Origin of the sequence: Streptomyces sp. NPDC002054 (genome assembly GCF_040296685.1) — a bacterium.
Lineage (GTDB): Bacteria > Actinomycetota > Actinomycetes > Streptomycetales > Streptomycetaceae > Streptomyces.
The window spans coordinates 169,693-190,229 of the sequence record NZ_JBEOXT010000014.1; the positions used below are offsets into that span (position 1 = coordinate 169,693).

Annotated in this window: 15 protein-coding genes; 7 read left to right on the top strand and 8 right to left on the bottom strand. The window is 72.1% G+C overall.

The features are described from left to right. Positions 1–135 precede the first annotated feature (135 nt). The 3 genes from ABT123_RS15855 to ABT123_RS15865 all read right to left on the bottom strand — a co-directional run bounded on the left by ABT123_RS15855 (position 136) and on the right by ABT123_RS15865 (position 7,558). Positions 136–2,742: a serine/threonine kinase C-terminal domain-containing protein gene (locus ABT123_RS15855; RefSeq protein WP_351313844.1), complete on the bottom strand. Its 2,607-nt coding sequence runs from the start codon at positions 2,740–2,742 to the stop codon at positions 136–138. Between the two features lie 142 nt (positions 2,743–2,884). Further along, a complete protein-coding gene (locus ABT123_RS15860) occupies positions 2,885–5,695 on the bottom strand; it encodes a serine/threonine protein kinase (protein ID WP_351313847.1) in 2,811 nt (936 codons plus the stop codon). Positions 5,696–5,851: 156 nt separating this feature from the next. Further along, positions 5,852–7,558, bottom strand: a complete 1,707-nt coding sequence (locus ABT123_RS15865; protein ID WP_351313850.1) for a glycerol-3-phosphate dehydrogenase/oxidase — start codon at positions 7,556–7,558, stop codon at positions 5,852–5,854. Between the two features lie 228 nt (positions 7,559–7,786). On the opposite strand from ABT123_RS15865, the gene ABT123_RS15870 reads away from it, so the two are divergent. The 3 genes from ABT123_RS15870 (at position 7,787) to ABT123_RS15880 (ending at position 11,793) form a co-directional block, all read left to right on the top strand. Further along, entirely contained in the window at positions 7,787–9,016 is a 1,230-nt protein-coding gene (locus tag ABT123_RS15870; RefSeq protein ID WP_351313853.1) for a nucleotide sugar dehydrogenase, read from the top strand. An 82-nt stretch (positions 9,017–9,098) separates the two neighbouring features. Beyond that, entirely contained in the window at positions 9,099–10,064 is a 966-nt protein-coding gene (locus tag ABT123_RS15875; RefSeq protein WP_351313856.1) for a hypothetical protein, read from the top strand. 10 nt (positions 10,065–10,074) lie between these two features. After that, entirely contained in the window at positions 10,075–11,793 is a 1,719-nt protein-coding gene (locus ABT123_RS15880; RefSeq protein ID WP_351313859.1) for an insulinase family protein, read from the top strand. A gap of 81 nt (positions 11,794–11,874) precedes the next feature. Here ABT123_RS15880 and ABT123_RS15885 read toward each other — a convergent pair whose 3' ends face one another. The 4 genes from ABT123_RS15885 to ABT123_RS15900 form a co-directional block, all read right to left on the bottom strand. After that, entirely contained in the window at positions 11,875–12,999 is a 1,125-nt protein-coding gene (locus ABT123_RS15885; protein ID WP_351313862.1) for a GuaB3 family IMP dehydrogenase-related protein, read from the bottom strand. Between the two features lie 169 nt (positions 13,000–13,168). After that, complete coding sequence (gene guaB / locus ABT123_RS15890) at positions 13,169–14,680, bottom strand: IMP dehydrogenase (protein ID WP_351313865.1); 1,512 nt, start codon at positions 14,678–14,680, stop codon at positions 13,169–13,171. A gap of 140 nt (positions 14,681–14,820) precedes the next feature. Continuing rightward, positions 14,821–15,450, bottom strand: a complete 630-nt coding sequence (locus ABT123_RS15895; protein WP_502970965.1) for a sigma-70 family RNA polymerase sigma factor — start codon at positions 15,448–15,450, stop codon at positions 14,821–14,823. A gap of 337 nt (positions 15,451–15,787) precedes the next feature. Further along, on the bottom strand, positions 15,788–16,399 hold the full coding sequence (locus ABT123_RS15900; RefSeq protein ID WP_003948568.1) for a response regulator transcription factor: 612 nt from the start codon (positions 16,397–16,399) through the stop codon (positions 15,788–15,790). Positions 16,400–16,778: 379 nt separating this feature from the next. Here ABT123_RS15900 and ABT123_RS15905 point away from each other — a divergent pair, with 379 nt between their 5' ends. Beyond that, positions 16,779–17,105 (top strand): WhiB family transcriptional regulator, encoded by a 327-nt coding sequence (locus ABT123_RS15905; protein WP_351313868.1) that lies wholly within the window; start codon positions 16,779–16,781, stop codon positions 17,103–17,105. Positions 17,106–17,199: 94 nt separating this feature from the next. On the opposite strand, the gene ABT123_RS15910 is transcribed toward ABT123_RS15905, so the two are convergent. Then, a complete protein-coding gene (locus ABT123_RS15910) occupies positions 17,200–18,111 on the bottom strand; it encodes a LysR family transcriptional regulator (RefSeq protein ID WP_351313871.1) in 912 nt (303 codons plus the stop codon). A 90-nt stretch (positions 18,112–18,201) separates the two neighbouring features. Here ABT123_RS15910 and ABT123_RS15915 point away from each other — a divergent pair, with 90 nt between their 5' ends. The 3 genes from ABT123_RS15915 (at position 18,202) to ABT123_RS15925 (ending at position 20,487) form a co-directional block, all read left to right on the top strand. Next, entirely contained in the window at positions 18,202–18,882 is a 681-nt protein-coding gene (locus ABT123_RS15915; RefSeq protein ID WP_351313932.1) for an MOSC domain-containing protein, read from the top strand. A 62-nt stretch (positions 18,883–18,944) separates the two neighbouring features. Then, positions 18,945–19,718 (top strand): SDR family NAD(P)-dependent oxidoreductase, encoded by a 774-nt coding sequence (locus tag ABT123_RS15920; RefSeq protein WP_351313874.1) that lies wholly within the window; start codon positions 18,945–18,947, stop codon positions 19,716–19,718. Between the two features lie 55 nt (positions 19,719–19,773). Beyond that, the gene (locus ABT123_RS15925) at positions 19,774–20,487 is read left to right on the top strand and encodes an ester cyclase (RefSeq protein WP_351313877.1); all 714 of its coding nucleotides are present in this window, start codon (positions 19,774–19,776) and stop codon (positions 20,485–20,487) included. The last annotated feature ends 50 nt before the right edge of the window (positions 20,488–20,537 follow it).

Sequence of the window (20,537 nt, forward strand, 5' to 3'; positions counted from 1 at the left end):
AACCTCGCCGCTCTGTGCACTTCGGACGCCAGATTACGGAGCCCGCGGGTATGGCCGGAACCAAGCGGGGTCGGTGAGACTGCACTGTGACGCAATTGCCGTAGTGACGGGGAATCAGACGGCGTCACGGGCCGCTCAACGCCCAAGCCGGTAACTCCCCGTGGCCTTTCCGTGTACTTCGGTCACCTTCTCCTGGCCGTCCTGCGGGCCGAGCACCATGACCACGTGGTAGCGGCCGGCGAGCGCGGCGACGTGGTTGCGGACGTAGAGGCTGCGGCCGGTGGCGTCGGTCCAGGTGTAGGTGCCCTCCGCGGTCAGTTTCTGGCCGATCCTGGTCTGCCGGGTGCCGGTGGACGTGGCCCAGGTGGAGGACCGGAAGGGCTCCAGCTCACGCTCCTTGTCCTTCTGGTAGGCGAGGGGATCCGGGTTGCCCTGGACGGCGTCCCGCCCGGGGACCACGATCAGTTCGTAGTCGCCGTTGGAGTAACGGACCTGGCCGGCGTCGTTCTTGGCGGTGCGCTCCCAGCCGGCCGGGACCAACACCTCGAAGCCCTCGGGGTCCTGGGCGAGGGTGTAGCCGGGCGGGGCGGAGGCGCTGCCCGCGGGCGGCGTGCCGGTGCCGGTGCCGGTGCCCGTGTTGGTACCGGTACCGGTACCGGTGCCGGTGTCCGGGGAGGGCTTGGTCTCGGGTCCGGTGGAGGCCTGCGGCGCGGCACTGCTGCCCCCGCTGCCGCCCGAACCACCGCCCGGCCCGGGGGTGGTGGGCGTGGCGGCGGGCCCGGGGTTGCCGGCCGGGTCCTGGTCCGCCTTGGGCAGGAAGAACATGGCGAAGGCGACCAGGGCCGCGAGCGCGAGCAGGATCCCGAGCAGCAGGTTCCGCCCGAGCGAGCGCGCGCTGCGGGGGCGGCGCGACCCGCTCTCCTGGCGGTGCCGCCCGTGGTGCAGCTCGCCCCGGCGCCGTACGACGGGCAGCCGTGCGGGATCGGTGGCGGCCAGCGGCACCGGGTGGTCCTCGCCCTCCGGCTCCGGAGCCGACCGGACGAGCGACCGCAGCCAGCCGCGCAGCTCCTCAAACTCGGGGCGCTCGGTGGGGTCCTGGCGCAGCAGGGACTCGACCACCGGGCGCAGCGGCCCGCATTCCTCGGCGAAGGCGGGCGGCTCCGCGCACACCATCTCGACCAGCTCGGCGGCGCTTTCTTCGGGGTAGGGGGCGTGCCCCTGTACGGAGCGGTAGAGGAGGGCGCCGAGCGCCCACAGGTCGGTGGCCGGCCCGACGGGGGCGGCCAGCTGCCAGGTGCCGTGCACGGGGCGGGCCTGCTCCGGGGCCCACCGCTCGGTGACGGCCCCGACCACGGCGATCCGGGTCTGCCGGGCCCGCTCGGCCGCCAGCCCGCGGCCGGGCCCGGCCTCGGCACCCCAGCCGGACCGCGCGGGGGCGGGGGCGGGGACCGGTACCGGATCCGGGGCCTGGGCGGGGGCCTGGGCAATGACCGGTGCCGGCATGTACGGCTGCTGTTCGGCCCGGTCCTGGGCCCGGTCCTCGGCCCGGTCCTCGGCCTGCCGGTAGCCCTGCGGGAGGGCGAGCTGCGCGGGCAGGGCGGCGGCGGGCCGGGCGTACGGAACGGGGGGCACCCCGATCGGTGCCGGCTGTGCCGGCTGCGCCGTCTCGGGCGCGGCTTCGGGCCCGCCCTCGGTCTCGGTCTCCAGGTCCGGTTCCGGGGCGGCCGGGAGCGCGGCACGGCGCGGGGTGGCTCCGTGCCAGCTCCCGCTCGCGGCTTCCGGTCCGCCGCCGTACGGGTACGAGTACCCCTGCGGCACCTTCGAGCCCTGCAGCCGCGGCTCCGGCTGCCGGTCGGGGGTGGTCGCCCGGCGCTCCTCGGTGACCCGCGCCGCGGCCTGTGCCCCGGCCCGGTAGGCCGCGACGGCCCCGGCGCGCGCGGCTGCCTTCAAGTCGGGCCGGTCCTCGGCCCGCTGCCCCGGGGTGATCCGGTCGGCGTACGCGGGCCCCTGTTCGGGGTCCGGCTCCGGGCGCGGCAGGTCGGCCGTCGGCACGGCCGGTACGACCGGCACGGCTGGTACCGAGCTCTCGGCAGGACGGGGAACTTCGGGCGCCGGCCAGGGCGTTTCGGCCTGATCGCTCAGGGGTGCTGCGGGCAGATCCGGGGCGGGGACCGGGTCGTAGCCGCAGAGCGCCTCTTCGGCGGCACCCGCGGCCAGACCGGTCAGGACCACCCGGCCGTCATCGCATATCAACACCGTGCGCACCGTGATGTTGCGGTGGGTCCAGCCGTGCGCATGCAGGACGCGCAGCGCGGTCAGCACGTCCGAGGCGACTTCCGCGGCCCGGTACGGGCTCAGCGGTTCTTCCGCGATCAGTGCCGCCAGCGGGCGCGCCGGGACCAGTTCGCTGACGATCCAGAGCGAGCCGTCCTCGGCAAAGACGTCGAAGACCTGGTCCAGCCGCGGATGGTCCGGGATCCGGGCCGCCGCCTGCGCCGCCTCGATGGCACGTCGGACCGCCGGGAGTTCCCCGAGTCCGGCCGCGGCCCGGCCGGCCGGGGCGGGCCGACCGCCGTCCAGCAGTTCCGCGTCCACGACCTCCGGCAACGGCACCTGCCGGATCAGCACTTCCTGCCCGCTGCGGGTGTCGAAGGCGCGGGTCTCGATCAGTTCGTACGCATCGGACGGCGGCAGCGGCAGACGGTAGCGGTCGGCCAGGATGCGCCCCGCGTAGTCCTCCACTTCGCCTCCCCCGAGCCGAATCCACCTGTGACCGGGGCATGTTCCCCCATGACCCCGCTGACACGATACGTCGCACACCCCGCCCGCGTCCCGGACCTGGCGAGGTCGGCCCCGGCCGGGCGATCCCGGCCGGGAGCCGGCATCAGTCCACCGGCTGGAAAGTGTCGAAGGCGGTGCTCCGCAGCTTCGTGCACTCCTCGCCGTCCCACTGGTCCGCGGCACAGCTGATCATGATGGCGTAGCCGTGCTTGGCGTCCACCTTGAAGCCGCGGTTCAGCACCCGCACCTTCACCCCGCCCTGGACGCGCTCGAACTCCCAGTCCGCGACGGTCGGATAGCCGCGGTACTCGGTCTTCTTGATGTCGATCACGCGGTAGCCCTCGCTGCTGCCGGCCACGCTGCCCTGCGCAAGCTGCCAGGCCAGCCGGGCGTCGTCCTTCGGGCTGTTGTTGAAGTCGACCTGCAGGCGCGGGAATCCGCCGTCCCTGCTGAATATGGCGCCGGACTTCCTTCCCGCCGTGCCGGTGCGCTGGAAGTACTCCGGCATGGCGATGGCGAAGTGGAACTCGGCGTCCGTGACGGTCTTGTACCCGGCCGGCAGGCCGCTGGTGCCCGTCCCGCCCGGGCCGCCGGGGGTCGTTCCCGAGCTGCCGGCGGAGTCGCCCGTACCGGAACCCGATCCCGAACCGGACCCGGTACCCGCCCCGGAGCCCTGGTCTCCCGAGCCCTGACCGGGGCTCTGGCCGGGGCTCTGGCCGGGAGCCGGGGTGCTGCCACCCTTGGCGTCGCCGCCCGAACCACCACCGGGGGTCGGCGTGCCGGACACCTTGGTACCCGGGGTGCCGCCCTTGGCGGTGCCCTTGCCGCCCTTGTCCTCGTCGTCGCCGAAGGCCCAGACCACCAGCGAGCCGACCACGGCGAGGACTACGACCACGGCGGCTATCGCGAGCGCGATCGTGCGGCGGTTCATCACGTCCGTCAGCGGGGCCACGACCGAAGCCCTGCGCGGTGCGGGCGGGTTCGCGGATCCGGCCGGAGTGGCGGCTTCGGAGGCGGACTTCTTGGCCGCTGCCGGAGCCTCCGCGGCGCTCGCCGCCGACACCGCGGCAGCCGCCGCAGCCGCCTTGCGCGCCGCCTTCAGGGCCTCCCGGGCCCGCTCGCGCTGCTCCCGCTCCCGCTTCGCGGCGGCCTTGGCGGCGGCTTTCTCCGCCGCCTTCTCGGCTGCCTTGTCGGCCGCGGCCTGCTCCGCCGCTTCCTTGGCCGCGGACAGCGAGATGACCCGGGTCTCGTCGGCCGGGGCCTCCGCCGGAGCCTCCTCCGGCGCGTTGATCACCGCGGTCAGCAGGGCCCGCGCCCCGGCGTCGTCGAGCCGCCGGGCCGGGTCCCTGACCAGCAGGCCGTAGATGACGTCCGTCAGCGGACCGGCGTTCTTGGGCGGATCGACCGGCTCGGTCATCACCGCGGTGAGGGTGGCGAGGGCCGATCCCTTGTCGTACGGGGGGACGCCTTCGACCGCCGCGTACAGCAGGCCGCCCAGGGACCACATGTCGGCGGGCGGGCCCGGCTTCTGCCCGCGGGCGCGCTCGGGCGAGATGTAGGACGGAGCGCCGACCAGCATGCCGGTGGAGGTGACCGAGGGGTCGCCCTCGACCTGCGCGATGCCGAAGTCGGTCAGGACCACCCGGCCGTTGTCGGAGATGAGGACGTTGGAGGGCTTCACATCACGGTGGAGGATGCCTTCGCCGTGCGCGGCCTTCAGTACGTCGAGCACGGCGAGGCCGACCTCGGCGGCCCGGCGCGGGGTCAGCGTGCCGCGGTCGCGGATGAACTCGGCGAGCGAGGAGCCCTCGATGAGCTCCATGACGATCCAGGGGCGGCCGTCCTCGTCGACCACGTCGAAGACGGTGACGGCGCCGCCGCTGCGGATCCGGGCGATGGCCTTCGCCTCGCGCAGGGTCCGGGTGATCAGGCGGCGCTTCTCGTCCTCGTCCACCCCGGAGCTGAACCGCAGCTCCTTGACGGCCACGGTGCGGCCCAGGGTCTCGTCGACGGCCCGCCAGACGGTACCCATGCCGCCCTTGCCGAGCACCCGGTCCAGCCGGTAACGCCGGGCCAGCAACCGCCCTTCATCCTCGGCGGTATCCCCGGTCACCCCCTTGGCCTTGACCTCCCCCGACCTGCCGGCACCCTTCCTGCCCGACTCCGCGGACCCCGGCGTGGCCGAGTCGGACACAACGGAACCCCGCTTCGCCGCGCCGGGCTTCGCCAAGTCCTGCTTCGCGCCCGCGGGCTCGGCCGGGTCCGGCGTGGCCGAATCCGGCGCATCCGCCGACGGCTTCGCGGTTGCCCGCTTCGCCGCAGCCGACTTCGCGCCGGCCGGCTCGGCCGAATCCGGCGCAGCCGCCGGCTTCGCCGAGTCCGACGCAGCGACAGCCTGCTTCGCCAGGTCCGGCTTGGCGCCGACCGACTCAGCCGAGCCCGGCTTGGCGCCGTCCTGCTTCGGCGTAGCCGGCTTCGCCAAGTCCGGCTTCAGGCCCGCAGGCTCGGCCGAGGCCGGCGCCGCATCGGCCGGCTCGGCCGAGCCCGGCGTGGCCGAATCCGGCGCATCCGCCGACGGCGTGGCCGCGGCCGACTTGGCCGGGCCCGACTTGGCAAGGCCCGGCTTCGGGCCGGCCGGCTTGGCCGGATCCGGCGCAGCCGACGCCGGCTCAGCCGAGGCGGACGTGGCAGCGTCCCCCTCGGTCGAGCCCGGCTTGGCAAGGCCCGGCTTCGCCGCGGTCGGCTTCGGGCCGGCCGGCTTGGCAGCGTCCGGCTCGGCCGAGCTCGGCTCGGTAAGGCCCGGCTGCGCGTCGGATGGCTCCGTGGCTTCCGAGGGCGTGAGATCCGGTTCCAGGGTGCGGCTGTCGTCCTCGCCCCCACCGGAACCAGAGGGCGTGTGCTCCGGCTTCGACATGCGTCCCCTCTGCGATCGTGCCGCCCGCTCCGGCCGGCCCGGCGTCCGCCGGGTCCCGACGTAACCCGCCCCGGCCGGACCCTCATTGTTCCTCACTCCGGGACGGACGGGCGCCGGGGGTCTACGGTTCCCCCGACCCCGGAAACCTGGCACGGCTCACAGCGGGACGATGTCCGGCGCCCCCAGCCTGGCCGCGTCCGCCGTCTGGTCGTCGGGCTGACGCTGCGACTCCCGCTCCGCCTGTACCCGCTTTTCGTAGTGCTCGACCTCTTTCTCGATCTGCTCCCGGTCCCAGCCCAGCACCGGCGCCATCAACTCCGCGCACTCCCGCGCCGATCGGGTCCCGCGGTCGAAGGTCTCGATGGAGATGCGGGTCCGCCGGGTCAGGACGTCGTCCAAATGCCGGGCCCCCTCGTGCGAGGCCGCGTACACGATCTCGGCCCGCAGGTAGTCGTCCGCCGCGGACAGCGGGTCGCCGAGCCCCGGATCCTTTTCGACCAGGTCGAGAAGCTGCTCGGTCAGCGAGCCGTACCGGTTCAACAGGTGCTCGACCCGCACCACATGAAGGCCCGTCCGGGCGGCGATCCTGGCCCGGGAGTTCCACAGCGCCCGGTACCCCTCGGCTCCGACCAGCGGAATGTCCTCGGTGACGCACGGGGCGACCCGCTGGTCCAGGCCGTGCACCGCCTCGTCCACCGCATCCTTGGCCATCACCCGGTACGTGGTGTACTTGCCACCCGCCACGACCACCAGCCCGGGCACCGGATGTGCCACGGTGTGCTCCCGGGAGAGCTTGCTGGTGGCGTCCGACTCGCCGGCCAGCAGTGGCCTCAGCCCCGCGTACACACCCTGGACGTCGTCCCGGGTGAGCGGCACCGCGAGCACCGAGTTCACGTGCTCCAGCAGGTAGTCGATGTCCGCGCTGGACGCCGCCGGATGCGCCTTGTCCAGGTCCCAGTCGGTGTCCGTGGTCCCGATGATCCAGTGGCGGCCCCACGGAATGACAAACAGCACGGACTTCTCGGTGCGCAGGATGAGGCCGCTGGTGGAGTGGATGCGGTCCTTGGGCACCACCAGGTGGATGCCTTTGGAGGCTCGGACGTGGAACTGCCCGCGCTCGCCGATCAGCGCCTGCGTGTCGTCCGTCCACACCCCGGTCGCATTGACGATCTGTTTGGCGCGGATCTCGTACTCACCGCCGCCCTCCACATCCTGCACCCGGGCGCCGACGACCCGCTCGCCCTCCCGCAGGAAGCCGATCACCCGGGCCCGGTTGGCGCAGTGCGCCCCGTACGCCGCGGCCGTCCGCACCAGGGTGGTGACATAGCGCGCGTCGTCCATCTGGGCGTCGTAGTACTGCAGGGCCCCCACCAGGGCGTCCTTGCGCAGGCAGGGGGCGACCCGCAGGGCCCGGCCGCGCGACAGGTGCCGGTGGACGGGCAGGCCCCGCCCGTGTCCGCTGGACACCGACATGGCGTCGTACAGCGCGACGCCCGAGCCGGCATAGAACCGCTCCCAGCCCTTGTGCTGCAAGGGGTACAGGAACGGCACGGGTTTCACCAGGTGCGGCGCGAGCCGCTCCAGCAGCAGGCCGCGCTCCTTGAGCGCCTCCCGGACGAGCGTGAAGTCAAGCATCTCCAGATAGCGCAGACCGCCGTGGATCAGCTTGCTGGATCTGCTGGACGTCCCCGAGGCCCAGTCGCGCGCCTCGACCAGCCCGGTCGAGAGCCCTCGGGTGACCGCGTCGAGCGCGGTGCCGGCCCCCACCACCCCAGCGCCCACCACCAGCACGTCCAGTTCCCGCTCGGCCATCCGGGCGAGCGCCTCCGCGCGCTCCTCCGGTCCCAGTGTCGCTGTCCTCACCGCTGCCTCCCGTCGGTGTGCGGGTCACCCCGCTCACGTCCCCCGTGGAATCAGTCTGACCGCGCACTCCCACATCAGCCACCGCCTGTGGACAACACAACGGTGGCGACCACCCCGCAATGCGACACATCGGTCATATATACGCCTAGTCTGACATAGCGCCAGCTCCCCCTGCCCACAGGACTTGCGCGCACAGCCCCCTCATGTCAGGGAAGGGACGGCACCGCCATGCCCGCAGATCTCGCCGTCATCGGACTCGGCCACCTCGGCCTGCCGCTGGCCCAGGCCGCCGTCTCCGCCGGTATTGAGACCGTCGGCTACGGCTGCGGCCCCGCCACCGACACCACGCTCACCGCCGCCGAGATCCGCCGGATGTCGGCGGCCGGCTTCCGCATCACCACCAACCCGGCCGAGCTCGGGCGGGTCCGGACGGCCGTCATCTGCGCCCCCACCCAGCTCGGCCCCGACCGCGCGCTCGACCTGTCGGCGGTCGGCGAGGCGGCCCGCGCACTCGCCGCCCGGCTGCGCCCCCACACCACCGTCATCCTCGAGTCCGCCGCCCATCCGGGTGTCACCGAGGACTACCTGCGCCCCCTGCTGGAATCGGGCTCCGGCCTGCGGGCCGGCCGGGACTTCCACCTGGCCTACTCCCCCAGCCGCTACGACCCGGGCAACCGGACGCACAATTTCACCAATACGCCGAAGGTGATCGGCGGCCTCACCCCGGCCTGCACGGAGTCCGCCGCGGCCTTCTACGCGCGCCTCACCGAGAAGGTGGTCCGCGCCCGCGGCCTGCGCGAGGCCGAGACCGTCCAGCTGCTCGAAACCAACTACCGGCACGTCAACATCGCCCTGATGAACGAGATGGCGGTGCTCTGCCACGACCTCGGCGTGGACCTGTGGGACGTCATCCGCTGCGCCGAAACCAAGCCGTACGGCTTCCAGGCCTTCCGCCCCGGCCCCGGCGTCGGCGGCCACGCCGTCCCGCTCGACCCCAACTACCTCCCGCACACCACCCGCACCCCGGGCCACCCGCTCCGCATGGTCGGCCTGGCGCAGGAGATCAACGGCCGGATGCCGCAGTACGTGATCCAGCGCTGCGCCACCCTGCTGAACGAGCACGGCAAATCGGCCCGCGGCGCCCGGGTCCTGCTGCTCGGGGTCACCTACAAGCCGGACCTCGCCGACCAGGAGGGCTCCCCGGCCCGCGAAATCGCCAGCCGCCTGCTCGACCTGGGGGCCCAGGTCAGCTACCACGACCCGTACGTGACCGGCTGGCGGGTCCGCGACCGGCCGGTCCCCCGCGCGGACTCCCTCTACGAGGCGGCGGCCAACGCGGACCTCACGATCCTGCTCCAGCACCACCGCACGTACGACCTGCAGGGCCTGGCGGTGAAGGCCCAGCTGCTCCTCGACACCCGCGGGGCCAGCCCCGCCGGCGCGGCCCACCGCCTCTGACCGGCCCCACGCCGCCACCGAAGACCGCTGTCCCGGGCAGCCCGCAGCCGCCGAATCGGAAGGCCGGTCATATGATCCGCGCGTGTCTGCTCTCTCGCCGCCCGGGCGGCCCGCCTTCGATCCCGCCGAACGCATACCCTCCCTCGCCGCCCTCCGCGCCTCCGTGCAGCGGCAGGCATGGGACGAGGTGGCCGCCGCCTTCGCCGCCCTGACCGACGAGGACGACAGGGCCCTCGCGTGCCGGGTCGTCTCCCAGACCCCCGGGGCGGAACCGTTCCTGCGCCGCACCGCCACGGAGCACCCCGGGGACCCCCTGCCCCGTACGCTGCTCGCCGAGCTGCACATCCAGACCGGCTGGCAGCTCCGCAGCGACCACGGGGCGGAGCACGTAAGCCGACGGCAGTTCGCCGACTTCCACGCCCGCCTCCGGCGGGCGGAGCAGCTGCTGATCGACCTCTGTGCCGGACATCCCGACCACGCACTGCCCTGGTACCTGCGCCTGATGACCGCCCGCGGCCTGGAACTCGGCCAGAACGAGGCCAGGCGCCGGTACGACCGGCTGACCGAGCATCACCCGCACCACTTCAGCGGCCAGATGCAACTGCTCCAGCAGCTCTGTCCCAAGTGGGGCGGCAGCTGGGAGGCCGCCCACGGCTTCGCCGAGGAGGCCGCCGCCGGAGCGCCCGAAGGCAGTCCGAACGGCGCGCTGATCGCAATCGTCCAAATGGAGCAGTACCTGGCTCTGAGCGAAGGCAGGAAGCGCGATGGAGAAGCCTATCTGCGCGAGAGTGCCCACAGGGACCGGCTCATCGAGGCGGCCCACCGCTCCGTCCTGCACCCGGACTTCCGCACCGACTGCCACCAGGCCGTCGCCGCCCACAGTGCCTTCGCCGCCGCCCACTCGGCGGCCGGGCGCCACCTGGACGCGGCGCCGCACTTCCGCGCCCTCGGCGACGCGGCGGACGAGTTCCTCTGGGGCTACATCGGCAGCTACGACCACGAGGCCGAGTTCGTCCGCCACCGCAAGCTCGCCCTGGCGAAGGGCTGACGAGGACCCCGTGATCACAGAAACCAGCGTCAACGGCATCCGCACCGTACTCGCCCCGCGCCCCGGGCCGGTCGAGGCCGGCCTCCTCTTCCGGGTGGGCGTCGCCGACGAGACCCTCCCCGTCCGCGGGATCACCCACCTCGTGGAACACCTCGCGCTGTACCGGCACGGACTGAGCGACCTCCACTACAACGGCGCCACAGCGTCCACCTACACCCACTTCCACGTCACCGGCACACCCGCCGAGGTCGTCGAATACCTCAACGGTGTCTGCACCGCCCTGCGAGACCTCCCCATGGAGCGGCTGGAGACCGAGAAGGAGATCCTGCGCACGGAGGCGGCAAGCCGGAACCACGGCCCCGCCCACAGCATGGCTCTGTGGCGGTACGGCGCCCGCTCCTACGGGCTGACCGGATACGAAGAGACCGGCCTGCCCGCCCTGACCGCACCGGCCGTCCGGGCCTGGGCCGAGGAATGGTTCACCGGCGAGAACGCCGTCCTGTGGATGACGGGGGACAGCGTTCCCGAGGGCCTGGACCTGAAGCTGCCCTCGGGTACCCGGCGGCCGGCGCCCGCTCCCACATCGGCCCTCCCGCAGACTCCCGCCCATTTCGTGGGCGAGGACGGCGCGGTGGTCCTCACGTCCGTGCTGCCGCGTTCCACCGAGGCAAACCTGTTCACCGGGGTGCTCGGCAAGGAACTCTTCCGCGAGCTGCGGCAGAAGGGCGGCTACTCGTACGCGGCTGCGGCCGACTACTCCCCGCGTGACGCTGACTGGGCCGTCGTCACCGCCTACGCCGACGCCCTTCCGCAGAAGCAGGACGCGGCGGTCGGCGCGTTCATCGACGTCCTGGCGAAACTGCGGGCCGGACGGATCGAGCCCGCCGACCTGGAATCCGTACGCGCCTCCGCGCTCGCCGGTTTCGACCGTCCGGACCGGGACGCGTGCGCCCTGCCCGGCCACGCGCTCGACCTGCTGCTCGGCCACCCGACCGCCACCGAGGAGCAGCTCCGCGCCGAGATCGAGGCCGTCACCGCGGGGGACCTCCGCGAGGTCGCCCGGGACCTGTGGGCGAACACGCTGATGCAGGTCCCCCGTCGCGGAGTCGACTGGGCCGGCCTGGCGGAGGCCCCGACGCGGTCGGCCGACGTGGTCTCCGGCCCCCGGTACTCCTCCGTGGAAGACCCGGCGCACAAGGTGGTCATCGGTACCGACGGGGTCAGCCTCATCGGCCCGAGCAGGCAGGCGACCGTCCGCTATGCCGAGTGCGCCCTGCTGCTGTCCTTCCCGGACGGCGCCCGCCGCCTGGTCGGCCACGACGGGTTCAGTGTCGCGGTCGAGCCCACCCTGTACGCGGTCGGGGCCGATCGGCTGGCCGTGATCGACGCGGCCGTGCCGCCGGAGGTCGTGGTCCCGATGCCCCCGCGCGACCCGGACCGCATCCCACGGCCGCGGCCCGGCGCCGGGGCCGGGGTCACGGCGGCGGGCAGGGCACGACGGCAGGAACCCGTGGACGATCACGTCTGGCCGCTGTGGGTCCTCATTGTCTCGACCACCGTGATGACCCTGATCGCCCTGCTGCTCACGCTGGGCGAACTCGCCTCGGAGACGCCCACGGCCGACGGGCCGGGCTTCACGTTCCTGGTGATTCCGTGGGGCCTCGTCCTGTTGTGTGCCCTCCCGCTCGGCAGGAGACTGCGCGAACGGCGTCGGAGCCGCCGCCGCTGACCGCGGCAACGCCGGAGGGCCGGCACCCGATCACCCGGGTGCCGGCCCTCCGTACGCCGTCCTACGACGGACGCTGAAACCTCAGCGGCGGTGCTGGGAGTCCGCCACCGTGACCTCGACCCGCTGGAACTCCTTGAGCTCGCTGTAGCCCGTGGTGGCCATCGAGCGGCGCAGGGCGCCGAAGAGGTTCATCGAGCCGTCCGGGGTGTGCGACGGGCCGGTGAGGATCTCCTCGGTGGTGCCGACGGTGCCGAGGTGGACCTTCTTGCCGCGCGGCACGTCCTCGTGGACGGCCTCCATGCCCCAGTGGTGGCCCTTGCCGGGGGCGTCGGTGGCGCGCGCCAGCGGGGAGCCCATCATCACGGCGTCGGCGCCGCAGGCGACGGCCTTGGGCAGGTCGCCGGACCAGCCCACGCCGCCGTCCGCGATGACGTGCACGTACCGGCCGCCGGACTCGTCCATGTAGTCGCGGCGGGCCGCGGCCACGTCGGCGACGGCGGTGGCCATCGGAACCTGGATGCCCAGCACGTTGCGCGTGGTGTGCGCGGCGCCGCCGCCGAAGCCCACCAGCACGCCGGCCGCGCCGGTCCGCATCAGGTGCAGGGCCGCGGTGTACGTGGCGCAGCCGCCGACGATGACCGGGACGTCGAGCTCGTAGATGAACTGCTTCAGGTTCAGCGGCTCCGCGGCGCCGGAGACGTGCTCGGCGGAGACGGTGGTGCCGCGGATGACGAAGATGTCCACGCCCGCGTCGACCACGGCCTTGGAGAACTCGGCGGTGCGCTGCGGGGAGAGCGCGGCAGCGGTGACGACGCCCGAGTCGCGGACCTCCTTGATGCGCTGCCGGATCAGGTCGGCCTGGATCGGCGCGGAGTAGATCTCCTGGAGGCGGCGGGTGGCGGCCTCCTCGTCCAGCTCGGTGATCTCGTCCAGCAGCGGCTGCGGGTCCTCGTACCGGGTCCACAGGCCCTCGAGGTTCAGCACACCGAGGCCGCCGAGCTCGCCGATGCGGATCGCGGTCTGCGGGGAGACCACCGAGTCCATGGGGGCGGCCAGGAACGGGAGCTCGAACCGGTAGGCGTCGATCTGCCAGGCGATCGAGACCTCCTTCGGGTCGCGCGTGCGGCGGCTGGGGACGATGGCGATGTCGTCGAAGGCGTACGCCCGGCGGCCGCGCTTGCCGCGCCCGATCTCGATCTCAGTCACGTGTGGTGGCCTTTCCCTCTTGGTCTGCCCGTCCAGTATCCCCGAACCCCGGGGCACCGCGTTCCCGTGACCGCCCTGCGGACGGCGGCACGCGGAAGGGGTGGGGCCGTTCGGCCCCACCCCTTTCCTGCATCATGTCTGCGCCGGTCCGGCTGACCAGCCCTGCCGATCAGCCCTTGCGGGAGTAGTTCGGCGCCTCGACCGTCATCTGGATGTCGTGCGGGTGGCTCTCCTTGAGACCCGCCGAGGTGATCCGGACGAACCGGCCGCGGTCCTGCAGCTCGGGGACGGTGCGCCCGCCCACGTAGAACATCGACTGGCGCAGGCCGCCGACGAGCTGGTGGACGACCGCGGAGAGCGGGCCGCGGTAGGGGACCTGGCCCTCGATGCCCTCGGGGATCAGCTTGTCGTCGCCGCCCACGCCCTCCTGGAAGTAGCGGTCCTTGGAGAAGGAGCGCTGGTCACCGCGGGACTGCATGGCGCCCAGCGAGCCCATGCCCCGGTAGGACTTGAACTGCTTGCCGTTGATGAAGAGCAGCTCGCCCGGGGACTCCTCGCAGCCGGCCAGCAGCGAGCCGAGCATGACCGTGTCCGCGCCCGCGACCAGGGCCTTGGCGATGTCGCCGGAGTACTGCAGGCCGCCGTCGCCGATGACCGGGACGCCCGCGGCCTTGGCGGCCAGCGAGGCCTCGTAGATGGCGGTGACCTGCGGGACGCCGATGCCGGCGACCACGCGGGTGGTGCAGATGGAGCCGGGGCCGACACCGACCTTGATGCCGTCGCAGCCGGCGTCGATCAGCGCCTGGGCGCCGTCGCGGGTGGCGACGTTGCCGCCGATGACGTCGACCGAGGAGTTCGACTTGATCTTGGCGACCATGTCGCCGACCAGCCGCGAGTGGCCGTGCGCGGTGTCGACCACGATGAAGTCGGCGCCGGCCTCGATGAGCGCCTGGGCGCGCTCGTACGCATCGCCGGCGACGCCGACCGCCGCGCCGACCAGCAGCCGGCCGTCCTTGTCCTTCGCCGCGTTCGGGTACTTCTCGGCCTTGACGAAGTCCTTGACGGTGATGAGGCCCTTGAGGATGCCCGCGTCGTCGACCAGCGGCAGCTTCTCGATCTTGTGGCGGCGCAGCAGCTCCATGGCGTCCACGCCGGAGATGCCGACCTTGCCGGTGACCAGCGGCATCGGGGTCATGACCTCGCGCACTTGGCGGTTGCGGTCCGACTCGAAGGCCATGTCGCGGTTGGTGACGATGCCGAGCAGCTTGCCCGCGGGATCGGTGACCGGCACACCGGAGATGCGGAACTTGGCGCAGAGCTCGTCGGCCTCGCGCAGGGTCGCGTCCGGGTGCACCGTGATCGGGTCGGTGACCATGCCGGACTCGGAGCGCTTGACCAGGTCCACCTGGTTGGCCTGGTCGACGATGGAGAGGTTGCGGTGCAGTACGCCGACGCCGCCCTGACGGGCCATCGCGATGGCCATGCGGGCCTCGGTGACCTTGTCCATGGCGGCGGACAGCAGGGGAACGTTCACACGGACGTTCCGCGAGATGAGGGAAGAAGTGTCGATCTCGTCCGGCGCCATGTCCGACGCGCCGGGGAGGAGGAGCACGTCGTCATACGTCAGCCCCAGCGTCGCGAACTTGCCCGGTACTCCATCGACGTCGCCGTTGACAGTCATGACACCTTCCCAGATGGTCTTGCTCAGCGCGGATGTCCATGCTAACGGGATCGCGGGGCGTCTCATTCCACGATGAAGATCGACCGGGAGATTTGTCGGTTCATACGAAGTTTTTGTACGCAGGGGACGGGCGGCAGCCACTACTGCTCGGCGAGCGCACGCAGTCGGCTCAGCGCCCGGTGCTGGGCGACCCGGACCGCACCCGGAGACATCCCGAGCATCTGCCCAGTCTCCTCGGCGGTCAGCCCGACCGCCACCCGCAGCACCAGCAGCTCCCGCTGGTTCTCCGGCAGGTTGGCCAGCAGCTTCTTGGCCCACTCGGCGTCACTGCTGAGCAGCGCCCGCTCCTCGGGGCCCAGCGAATCGTCCGGCCGCTCGGGCATCTCGTCGGACGGAACCGCCGTACTGCCCGGGTGCCGCATCGCGGCCCGCTGCAGGTCGGCCACCTTGTGCGCGGCGATGGCGAAGACGAAGGCCTCGAAGGGCCGGCCGGTGTCCCGGTACCGGGGCAGCGCCATCAGCACGGCGACGCAGACCTCCTGGGCGAGGTCCTCGACGAAGTGGCGCGCATCACCGGGCAGCCGGGAGAGCCGGGTGCGGCAGTAGCGCAGGGCCAGCGGGTGCACATGGGCGAGCAGGTCGTGAGTGGCCTGCTCATCGCCCTCCACAGCCCGGCGGACGAGCGCGCCGACCGCCCCCGCGCTGCCGCCCTTGGCGGTGCCGGAGGGGCCTGTGGCCGCAGGTGACCCCATGGCCTCGTCGTCGCGCATCAATCCATGGTGCCTTGGCGCCGGAGCATTTGCGGCACCATGGCCCGGGTTGTGCGCCGAAGCGTTATGAGCGGGCGCACCGGAGCTCATCACTTGCGCCCTCCCCTCCCGCTCGGCCGAATGTCCCCGAGGACTCCCCGAGGACTCCACATCTCCAAGAATGCGGCACACCCTCAAGGATGCGGCATCGCGCACGAAGCGACACGTCCCCCGGATTGTGCCTCGCCAACCCCCGGCCGCGCACCGGGAACGACAGGACCGGCATCGATCCGGCACAGACCGGCATGGCCGCCCCGTCCGCCGACGGCGGACGGGGACCGCTGTTCGGGCTCCGCGGTCAGCGAACCAGGCCCCAGCGGAAGCCGAGCGCGACCGCATGCGCCCGGTCCGAGGCACCCAGCTTCTTGAAGAGGCGGCGGGCGTGCGTCTTGACCGTGTCCTCGGAAAGGAACAGCTCACGGCCGATCTCGGCGTTGGAGCGGCCGTGGCTCATGCCCTCCAGCACCTGGATCTCGCGGGCGGTGAGCGTGGGCGCGGCACCCATCTCGGCCGAGCGGAGCCGGCGCGGGGCGAGCCGCCACGTCGGGTCGGCAAGAGCCTGGGTGACCGTGGCCCGCAGTTCGGCGCGCGAGGCGTCCTTGTGCAGATATCCGCGGGCGCCGGCGGCGACCGCGAGGGCCACCCCGTCCAGGTCCTCGGCAACCGTCAGCATGATGATGCGGGCGCCGGGGTCGGCCGAGAGCAGCCGGCGGACCGTCTCGACACCGCCCAGGCCCGGCATCCGGACATCCATCAGAATGAGGTCGGAGCGGTCGGCACCCCAGCGGCGGAGGACTTCCTCGCCGTTGGCAGCCGTCGTCACACGCTCGACGCCGGGCACAGTGGCCACCGCGCGACGGAGCGCCTCTCGGGCAAGCGGGGAGTCGTCGCAGACGAGGACGGATGTCATGACCGCCCTCCGCAGCTGCTGATGCGCGTCACCTTGAGCCTCCAGGCTGGTACGTATCGTCACCTGTGCGGTCGATGTCCCCGGACACCTGTCCGAGAACTTCTTCTTTCAACCGCCTTCGCACTCTCAACGATGGTCACTCGAAAGAGTTACGGGTCGGACGGACACCTTCGGCACTCTACGTGAGGAAGCGATCACGACACGGGCGCCACAAGCCATCCGTCCTCCATCTGGAGCTATGCCCTATTTGGCGGCTTTCCTTCCGTTTTGCTTGTGTCTGAGGCTAGATTCCCAATGAGTCATATTTACATCTACTCCGACAGTAGGTGTGGAGACATGGACCGTATCCGCCTCAGTACCGGCACCAAGAGGACTACCAATGGCAGATTTCTCCCGCCTCCCCGGACCGAACGCCGACCTCTGGGACTGGCAGCTGCTCGCTGCCTGCCGTGGGGTCGACAGCTCCCTCTTCTTCCACCCGGAAGGCGAGCGGGGCGCGGCCCGGAGCGCGCGCGAGGCCTCGGCTAAAGAGGTCTGCATGCGATGCCCGGTGCGCTCGGAATGCGCCGCGCACGCGCTCGCCGTACGTGAGCCCTACGGAGTGTGGGGTGGCCTCACCGAGGACGAGCGCGAGGAACTGATGGGACGCGCCCGGCACCGCCTCATCCCCGCCAGCAGTGTGACCGGACCACCTGCGCCACAGTGAGCGCCTGAGCGAAGAGACGTACGAAGGAACGTTTCTTCGAATCCGTGGAACTCGTGCGACCGCTCGGGCGCGTCGCGCGCCGGGCCGTCGGCCGTCAACGGCCGGCGGCCCGCTCCAGCTCCGCCAGCGTCGCCGCCACCGCCGGCACCCGCGCGAGGTCGGGCAGGGTCAGCGCCACCACCTCGCGCTCCACCGCCGGTTCCACCGCCACCGTCCGCGCGCCCTTCACCCGTACGGACTCCACCGCCAGCTCCGGCAGCACGGCCACGCCGAGCCCCGCGCCGACCAGACCGACCACCGCCGGGTAGTCGTCGGTCGCGAAGTCGATGCTCGGGGTGAAACCGGCGCTCTCGCAGATGTCCACCAGATGGCGGCGGCAGCGCGGGCAGCCGGCGATCCACGGCTCCCCGGCGAGTTCGGCCATCCGGACCTGCTCCGCGCCGGCCAGCCGGTGCCCCTCCGGCACCAGCCCGACCAGCCGGTCGGTGAGCAGCGGCCGGACGACCAGGTCGTCCCACTCCGCCGCGTCCGCGCCGTCGGCCGCGGTGGCGGAGCCGTAGCGGAAGGCGAGCGCCACATCGCAGTCGCCCTCCCGCAGCATCTCCACCGAGCGCGGCGGCTCCGCCTCGACCAGGGAGATGCGGGTGCCGGGGTGGGCCGCCCGCATGGCGGCGAGGGCCGTGGGCACCAGGGTGGAGCTGCCGCTGGGGAAGGACACCAGCCGGACCCGGCCGGCCCGCAGGCCGGCGATGGCCGCCACCTCTTCCTCGGCGGCGGTGAGCCCGGCGAGGATGCCGGCGGCATGCCGGACCAGCGCGTCACCGGCCTGGGTGAGCCGCATCTCGCGGCCGGCCCGGACCAGCAGCGGGGTGCCCGCCGACTGCTCCAGGGCCTTCATCTGCTGGGAGACGGCGGGCTGGGTGCAACCGAGTTCGCGGGCCGCGGCGGAGAAGGAACCCGTGGCGGCCACGGCGCGCAGAACCCGGAGATGACGTGCCTCGATCACCCTTCGAGCATAAGCCCCCCTTTGACGGCGGAGCCAGTTCCGGCTCCCCGCTTTGGGTGGGGTGGGCTGCGTTAGCGTACGGGGATGGACATGCAGCTCCTCTCCGTCAACCTGGGCAAGCTCACCGCCGCGGACTACACCGACTCCGGGATCGGGGTGACCGGCATCGGAAAGCGTCCGGCGCCCGGCCCGGTGCGGGTCTTCGCGCCCGGCCCCAAGGGCGCCGCCGGCTCCGGGGTCGAGGGCGACGAGATCGGCCAGTGGCGCTACCACGGCGGTGACCACCAGGCGGTCCACGCGTACGCGCGCGAGGACCTGGACTGGTGGGAGGGGGAGCTGGGCCGCGAGCTGCCCGCCGGACTGTTCGGCGAGAACTTCACCACGGCCGGGGTGGACGTCAACGGCGCACTGCTCGGCGAGCGCTGGCGGGTCGGCCCGGACCTGCTGCTGGAGGTGAGCTCGGCCCGGATCCCGTGCCGGACCTTCCAGGGCGCCATGGCGGAGCCCGGCTGGGTCAAGCGGTTCACCCAGGCCCGGCGGCCGGGCGCGTACCTGCGGGTGATCGAGGAGGGGCAGATCTGGCCGGGCGACCGGATCGAGATCGTGCACCGCCCGGACCACGAGGTCTCGGTGGAGTTCTGGTTCCGGGCCTTCACCACCGAGCGCGACCTGCTGCCGCGGACCCTGGCGGCGGGCACCGCGATGGCACCGGAGAAGCACGAGACCGTCCGGGAGTACCTCGCCAAGTACGGCGGGTCCACTCGGGGCTGACAGCGCTTCGGTCCCGCCGGGCCCCTGCCGTGCGCAGGGCCCCGGGCGGCTAGGTTGCCCGCATGACGACTGCGTTGATTACGGGATCCACGGCGGGCATCGGCGCCGCCTTCGCCCGGCGGCTCGCCGCCCAGGGACACAATCTGGTGCTGGTGGCCCGGGACACCAAGCGGCTGCGCGAGCAGGCCACCGAACTGCACGACCGGCACGGCATCGAGGCCGAGGTGCTGACCGCCGACCTGTCCACGGACGAGGGGATCGGTGCGGTCGAGGCGCGGCTGTCCGACCGCACCCACCCGGTGGACCTGCTGGTCAACAACGCGGGCTTCGGCAACAAGGGCCGCTATCTGGACGTGTCCATGGCCGACGAGCTGACGATGCTGAAGGTGCACATCGAGGCGGTGCTGCGGCTGACCTCGGCGGCGACGGAGTCGATGCGGTCGCGCGGCCGGGGCGGGGTGATCAACGTGGCCTCGGTGGCCGCGTTCCTGCCGCGGGGCACGTACGGGGCGAGCAAGGCGTGGGTGGTGCAGTTCACCCAGGGCGCGGCGAAGGACCTGGCGGACTCCGGGGTGCGGCTGATGGCGCTGTGCCCGGGCTTCGTCCGGACCGAGTTCCACCAGCGGGCCGGGATGGGGACGGACAACATCCCCAACTGGATGTGGCTGGACGCGGACAAGCTGGTGGCGGAGGCGCTGGCCGATCTTGCGCGCGGCAGGACGGTGTCGATCCCGGATCCGCGCTACAAGGCGCTGATGGGGATCGTGAAGCTGACGCCGCGCGGACTGCTGGGCGGGGTGTCCTCCCGCACAGGGCGGAAGTACGGACCCCAATAGCCCCATACCGGAATAAAATGGTCATGTCCATCCAGCCCGGGAGTCGGGAGGCATCATGACATTCGTACAGATAATCGATTACAAGACCCGCCGGTACGACGACCTCTCCGACCTCATGGATCGGTACGTGGCGCAGAGCCAGGGCAAGCGGACCGTCACCCACAGCATGATCGGCAAGGACCTCGAGGACGGGGAGCACTACGTCGACGTGGTCGAGTTCCCGTCGTACGAAGACGCCATGAAGAACTCTCAGCTCCCGGAGACGGACCGGATGTTCAAGGAGATGGTGGCCCTCTGCGACGGGATGCCCACGTTCACCAACCTGGACGTGGTGCGGGACGAGATGCTCAACAAGCACCTGGTGAACCGGGTGTTCGACGACGCCATCATGCACGGCAACATGGCCGTCATCGAGGAGTGCTTCGCGACGAACTACATCGACCACGACGCGAGCAAGGAGGAGTCGACCGTCATCGGACGCGAATCCATGCGCGGCGACATCGAGCGCTGGCGCCGGGGCTTCGACATCACCTTCGAGCCGGTGTCCCAGATCGCCGAGGGCGATTTCGTCACCACGGTGTGGAACTGGCGGGGCACCCACAAGGGCGAGTTCATGGGCGTCATGCCGACCGGGAAGACCTACGACATGTCCGGGACCACCACGTTCCGGTGCCTGGACGGCGAGATCATCGAGGGCTGGTGGCACTACAACGTCGGCCAGCTGCAACGCCAGATGGGCGGGTCCGGGTCACCGTACGAGTCCCGCTGAACCTGAGCTGAACCGGAGCCGCATCGGCCCCACACACGGGAAGGCCCCGC